This window comes from Microcoleus sp. BM001215392 (assembly GCF_036700185.1).
In the GTDB taxonomy this organism is placed as follows: Bacteria; Cyanobacteriota; Cyanobacteriia; order Cyanobacteriales; family Microcoleaceae; genus Microcoleus.
Genome location: NZ_JAUBOJ010000479.1, coordinates 1 through 4818 on the forward strand (window position 1 = coordinate 1; position 4818 = coordinate 4818).

General features: G+C 50.5%; 4 protein-coding genes. 2 read left to right on the forward strand and 2 right to left on the reverse strand.

The genetic code is table 11. From position 1 onward, the window contains the following. Positions 1-1255 (reverse strand): NB-ARC domain-containing protein (locus tag QT974_RS31035; protein WP_333472219.1); only part of this gene is annotated, 1255 nt, incomplete at its 3' end. A 227-nt stretch (positions 1256-1482) separates the two neighbouring features. Here QT974_RS31035 and QT974_RS31040 point away from each other — a divergent pair. Continuing rightward, on the forward strand, positions 1483-2814 hold the full coding sequence (locus QT974_RS31040; RefSeq protein ID WP_333472220.1) for a calcium-binding protein: 1332 nt from the start codon (positions 1483-1485) through the stop codon (positions 2812-2814). A gap of 124 nt (positions 2815-2938) precedes the next feature. Here QT974_RS31040 and QT974_RS31045 read toward each other — a convergent pair whose 3' ends face one another. Beyond that, positions 2939-3079 carry a hypothetical protein gene (locus QT974_RS31045; RefSeq protein WP_333472221.1) on the reverse strand — a complete coding sequence of 47 codons (141 nt, stop codon included), beginning with the start codon at positions 3077-3079 and terminating at the stop codon, positions 2939-2941. Between the two features lie 27 nt (positions 3080-3106). Here QT974_RS31045 and QT974_RS31050 point away from each other — a divergent pair, with 27 nt between their 5' ends. After that, complete coding sequence (locus QT974_RS31050) at positions 3107-4666, forward strand: hypothetical protein (RefSeq protein WP_333472222.1); 1560 nt, start codon at positions 3107-3109, stop codon at positions 4664-4666. Positions 4667-4818: the final 152 nt, after the last annotated feature.

A 4818-nucleotide genomic window follows, 5' to 3' on the forward strand; every position in this document is an offset into this window, starting at 1 on the left:
CGTTGTTTTTTTCAATCAACGATCGCCGTTGCAAAGAGCCTAGTGCCTGTAGGAGTTCGCTGGCTGATATCGGGGAGACAAAATCCTCAAGCAATTCCTCTAACAACACTGGTTCGCGATTGATCGCTAACCAGTACATAATCTCTTGTTCTATCCTGCTCAGTCGCTGAAACTGGCGCTCTAACAAATCGCGGATATCATCAAAAATAAACGAACCTTGCTTTAAAAATTCTAAAAAGCGAGAAATACTGCTATCAAAAAAATCTGTTACCCCTGAAGCTACTATCTTTAAAGCTAAGGGATTGCCTCCATAGCGTGAAATCACGATCGTCCATTCATCTTCTGACCCAGTAAAATACCCCTTCGCAGAGAAAATTTCTCGTCCTTGGGCGGAGGGTAAACCTGTCAGTTGCAAGCAGCGAACTGGTAGTGTTGAGCCCTCTAAGGCGGCTAATCCTTGTGGTTTCTCGCGACTGGTTAATATCAAGCTGCTGTGGTGATTTGTTTCCCCAACACATTTGAGTAACTCACCGTAACCTTCATATCCTTCTCGATAACGTCCCGTGGGTGAAGCAAAGCTATGCCGCACTTCATCGCCTGCTTGCAAAATCGATTCAGCATTATCCAAAACTATCAGACAGCGCCTCGATCGTAAATAATTTATCAAGCGCAAAATTCTGCCGTCTAGGTTAATAGGCAGGTTTGTTTCTTGTTGGTTGGAGAGAAATTGAATCAGTTCTGCCAATATCTCTTCTACAGGAGGGGCATTGCGGAGACTGCGCCAAATCACAAATTCAAATCCTGATTGCAGTTGTTGGGCTAGCTTGGCAGCCAAAGCTGTTTTACCAATCCCTCCCATCCCCAGCAACACTACCAAACGGCAATTATCCTCTACAATCCATTGTTCTAGGGTGGTCAGTTCGTCACTGCGACCGTAAAAAACCGAGACATCGGGTGCCTCGCCCCAATCTAGGCGTCTGTTGGCAATTGCTCGAAAGGATTTCACGTCTACAGACTCGGATAAAACCCGACTTTCGCCCCTGTCAGAAATCTCTCGGCAATCTAGCCCCAATTTTGCACAAATTTCCACAAAAGTTGCATAATCAACCGTTTTCCCCGTGAGGAACCTGCTGAGAGTGGATAAAGCAAGTCCTAATTCTTCAGCAAACGCTCTTTGGCTGCCAAAACCATTGCGGTGGAGGGCTAATTTAGCTTGCTGAATGCAGTCACTGCGAATTTTGAGCGATCGTGACATACCCTATTTCCCCGAAATTCTGCCTATTTAGTAGGTTACTCAAAAGTCGGTAACAAGTCAGTATATTCTCGGTCTCGATCTCGGTCAATCGCAAGTTTTGATGAATTTGTAAAGGTCAGATGTTGGATACCGGCTGTCGCTCTGAGTAAAAACACTTAGCTAACCAGCTAGGAAACAGCGAGTCGCGATCGCTTGAACAACATCAGGAAAACAAGGAAGAAATAACTATGGCAATTTACAACGGCAACAACAACAACAACAACTATCCGGGAACAGAACAAGCCGATCGCATCCGAGGATTAGGCGGTGATGACAAGCTAGCTGGTAAGGGTGGCAATGACGAGATATTTGGAGGTTTCGGCGCAGACACGATTGATGGCGATCGGGGCGATGACAGACTTCTCGGCGATTCGGAGGGTAGTGTTTTTAACGATGATATCACTATATCCAATACCCCATCGGCATCTGAGTTCGACCAAACGGTGAATCCCTTGTTCTGGGCCTTCGACCAACCCTTCCGTCCGTTGTTTACTAATACTCCAAACGACGATCTAATTCGGGGCGGCTTTGGCAACGACACCATCCTTGGTGAATTGGGTTTTGATACGCTAATTGGCGACTCTGGCGACGATAACATCAACGGCGGATCTGGTAACGATAGTCTGGATGGGGGGAACGATAACGACGCCCTCTACGGTGGACTCGATAACGATACCGTCAAAGGCGGTTTCGGCAATGATTTCCTAAGTGGGGGAGAAGGTGCAGACAACCTCCAAGGTGGCTCAGATGACGATACCCTCAAAGGTGGAGGGAACAATGACACCATTGATGGAGGTAGCGGGGAAGACCTGCTTGACGGCGATTGGGGCAACGATTTATTGAAGGGCGGTCAGGATAACGACACACTCTTTGGCGATACTGGCAACGACACGCTGTACGGTAACGGTGAGAACGACCTGGTTGGCTCTTCTGAAAGTAATGAACTTGACGGCTCCACTGGCAAGGATTCACTGATCGGCAGTAGTGGTGAAGATCTACTCGTGGGCGGCAAGGATGAGGATACCCTCATCGGTGGTGCAAACAACGATTTGCTCGTAGGAGGTATTAATGAAGGTGCTGGCATTGATGATAAAAGCGATATTTTCAAGTTTACCGGAGACGAGTTCAACGGCAGTTTCGGGAACGATACTATCCGAGGCTTCGAGCCTGGAAGGGACAAAATTGAGTTTGGTTTCGATATTTTACTAAATAGGACGAAAAATCCAGATCAGGACTTAACCCTGAAGAATTTCGAGCTCCTCGATTTTGAGGGCGGGAATATTAAAGCGGCAAATGGGCTGCTTAACTCACTAGATGGTCCATTTGTGACGGAATTTAATGGCGATATAATTCTCAACCTACCAAAATCTGGCAAACTCTTCTCTGTAAACAATGAGTTGCTAGGTACGATCGAATATCGGAAAAACAATCAGACTATTAATTTCGACGGCGGTACTATTTTGATTGAGTCCACCTTCGAGCCACTCACGCTGATTGAGAGCGACTTCATCTTCTCCTAGATTTTGTAGGTTGAGGCTACTGCTGCACGGCTAGACTTTGGATCTGTGCAAACTGAATGATGTCTGGCAACAGTAGCAGTTATGAGCGATCGCTCTCTTTCCTCTTTCACAAAAGCTCAGCAGACTATCTCAAAGCCGATCGCTCGAAAGTCGGTAACAAATCAGTACATTCTCGGTCTCGATCTCGGTCAACGGCAAGTTTTGATGAATTTAGTAGAGATGAGAAGTCAGATGCGGGTGCTCTATCTTCAAAGCAATTGTTCATTAGCCTTTTTAGGTAAGGATGTCCAAAATGCCCCAAATCTACACAATCCACATTCACGCCATCCCTCTGTCGGACGACGATGGTGGCCGTGGGAACACAATCACCCCAGAACGGTTCGCGGAAGAAGTAAAGAAGGCTAGCGACCACTTCAAGCCGACGGATCTGCGCTTCGCCTTTGACCCTGCCAAAGATTGGAAGCCTCGCCGCGACACGACGCTCAACAGCCTGCACAACGGCGCTTCTAAGTTTTGGGAATCGGCTAACAACGTCGCAGCCGAGCATCGTGGCAAGCTTGTCGTGTTCCTGCGCTGGGGCGCAAAGAAAGACGAGCCAGCGAGCAACTGGTTCGCGTATCCACCCAACACTGGCCAAGCAATCCCGGCTCGGGCCAAACTGCCACACGACAACATTGATTTCGTTGCCATTACGAACCAGGCGAACCGTTTCGGCTCTAATGCCGGCGTGGTTCTGGCGCACGAGATCGGGCATTATCTCGGTTTGTTTCACACCCACCCCGGTTGGGGCACGACCCCGATTGAAGACGTTATTAAGATCGTAAAGGAGGAAGGCGCGATCGGTCTCAACGGCGATCTGCTGTCCGATACACCCCCCGACCCCTGCACAGCTTACTACCAAGAGAAGGTTGACAAAGATCTTTGCGGCGGGCCATCGAGCTTCTTCATCGAAGGTGTGAGCTTCCAACCCGATCGGCACAACCTGATGAGCTATTTCAAATGCCAACCGCCCGTCACGATCAGCAAGCAGCAAATCGCTGTGGTGCGCAAGACGCTGGAGCACAAGACCCGGAGCCACCTGATCGAAGCAAGCAAAGGAACGCGCTACGCCGGGGTGTTCCGCGCTGGCAGCGACGCCCACGCGCTCTGGGTGGGCGACAACTGGGATGGGTTCAAGGCCAAGTGCGAGGAGTTCTCCGGCAAAGGACTGCGCCTCATCGATCTTGAGACCTACGTTGCCGACAACACGCGCCGCTACGTTGGAGTGTTCCGCGCTGGCAGCGATGCCCAGGCGCTCTGGGTGGGCGATGATTGGGATGGGTTCAAGGCCAAGTACGAGGAACTTTCCGGCAAAGGCTTGCGCCTCATCGATCTTGAGACCTACGTTGACGGCAACAAGCGTCGTTACGCCGGAGTTTTCCGTGCCGGCAACGACGCCCAGGCGCTCTGGGTGGGCGACGACTGGGATGGGTTTGAGGCCAAGTGGAAAGAGCTATCAGGAAAGGGCTTGCGCCTCATCGATCTTGAGACCTACGTTGACGGCAACACACGCCGCTACGCCGGGGTGTTCCGTGCCGGCAGTGATGCCCAGGCGCTCTGGGTGGGCGACGACTGGGATGGGTTTGAAGCCAAGTGGAAGGAACTCGACGCCAAAGGACTGCGCCTCATCGATATTGAGACCTACGTTGACGGCAACACACGCCGCTACGCCGGAGTTTTCCGTGCTGGCAGCGATGCCCAGGCGCTCTGGGTGGGCGACGATTGGGATGGGTTTGAGGCGAAGTGGAAGGAGCTCTCTGCCAAAGGTTTTCGCTTGACCGATCTCAAGGTGTATGGCCCTAAGGTGTCCTGACTTGTGGTGAGCGGTGCGGCAGCGCTAAGGAATGAAAATTAAATAACTTACATTTTTTATTGTGATTGTGGGATGGCCCCATGAGCCCGTCTATCCGGGACGGGCGGGACGCCCATCCCACAAATATGTGTAAATTATTTAATTCGCGATCC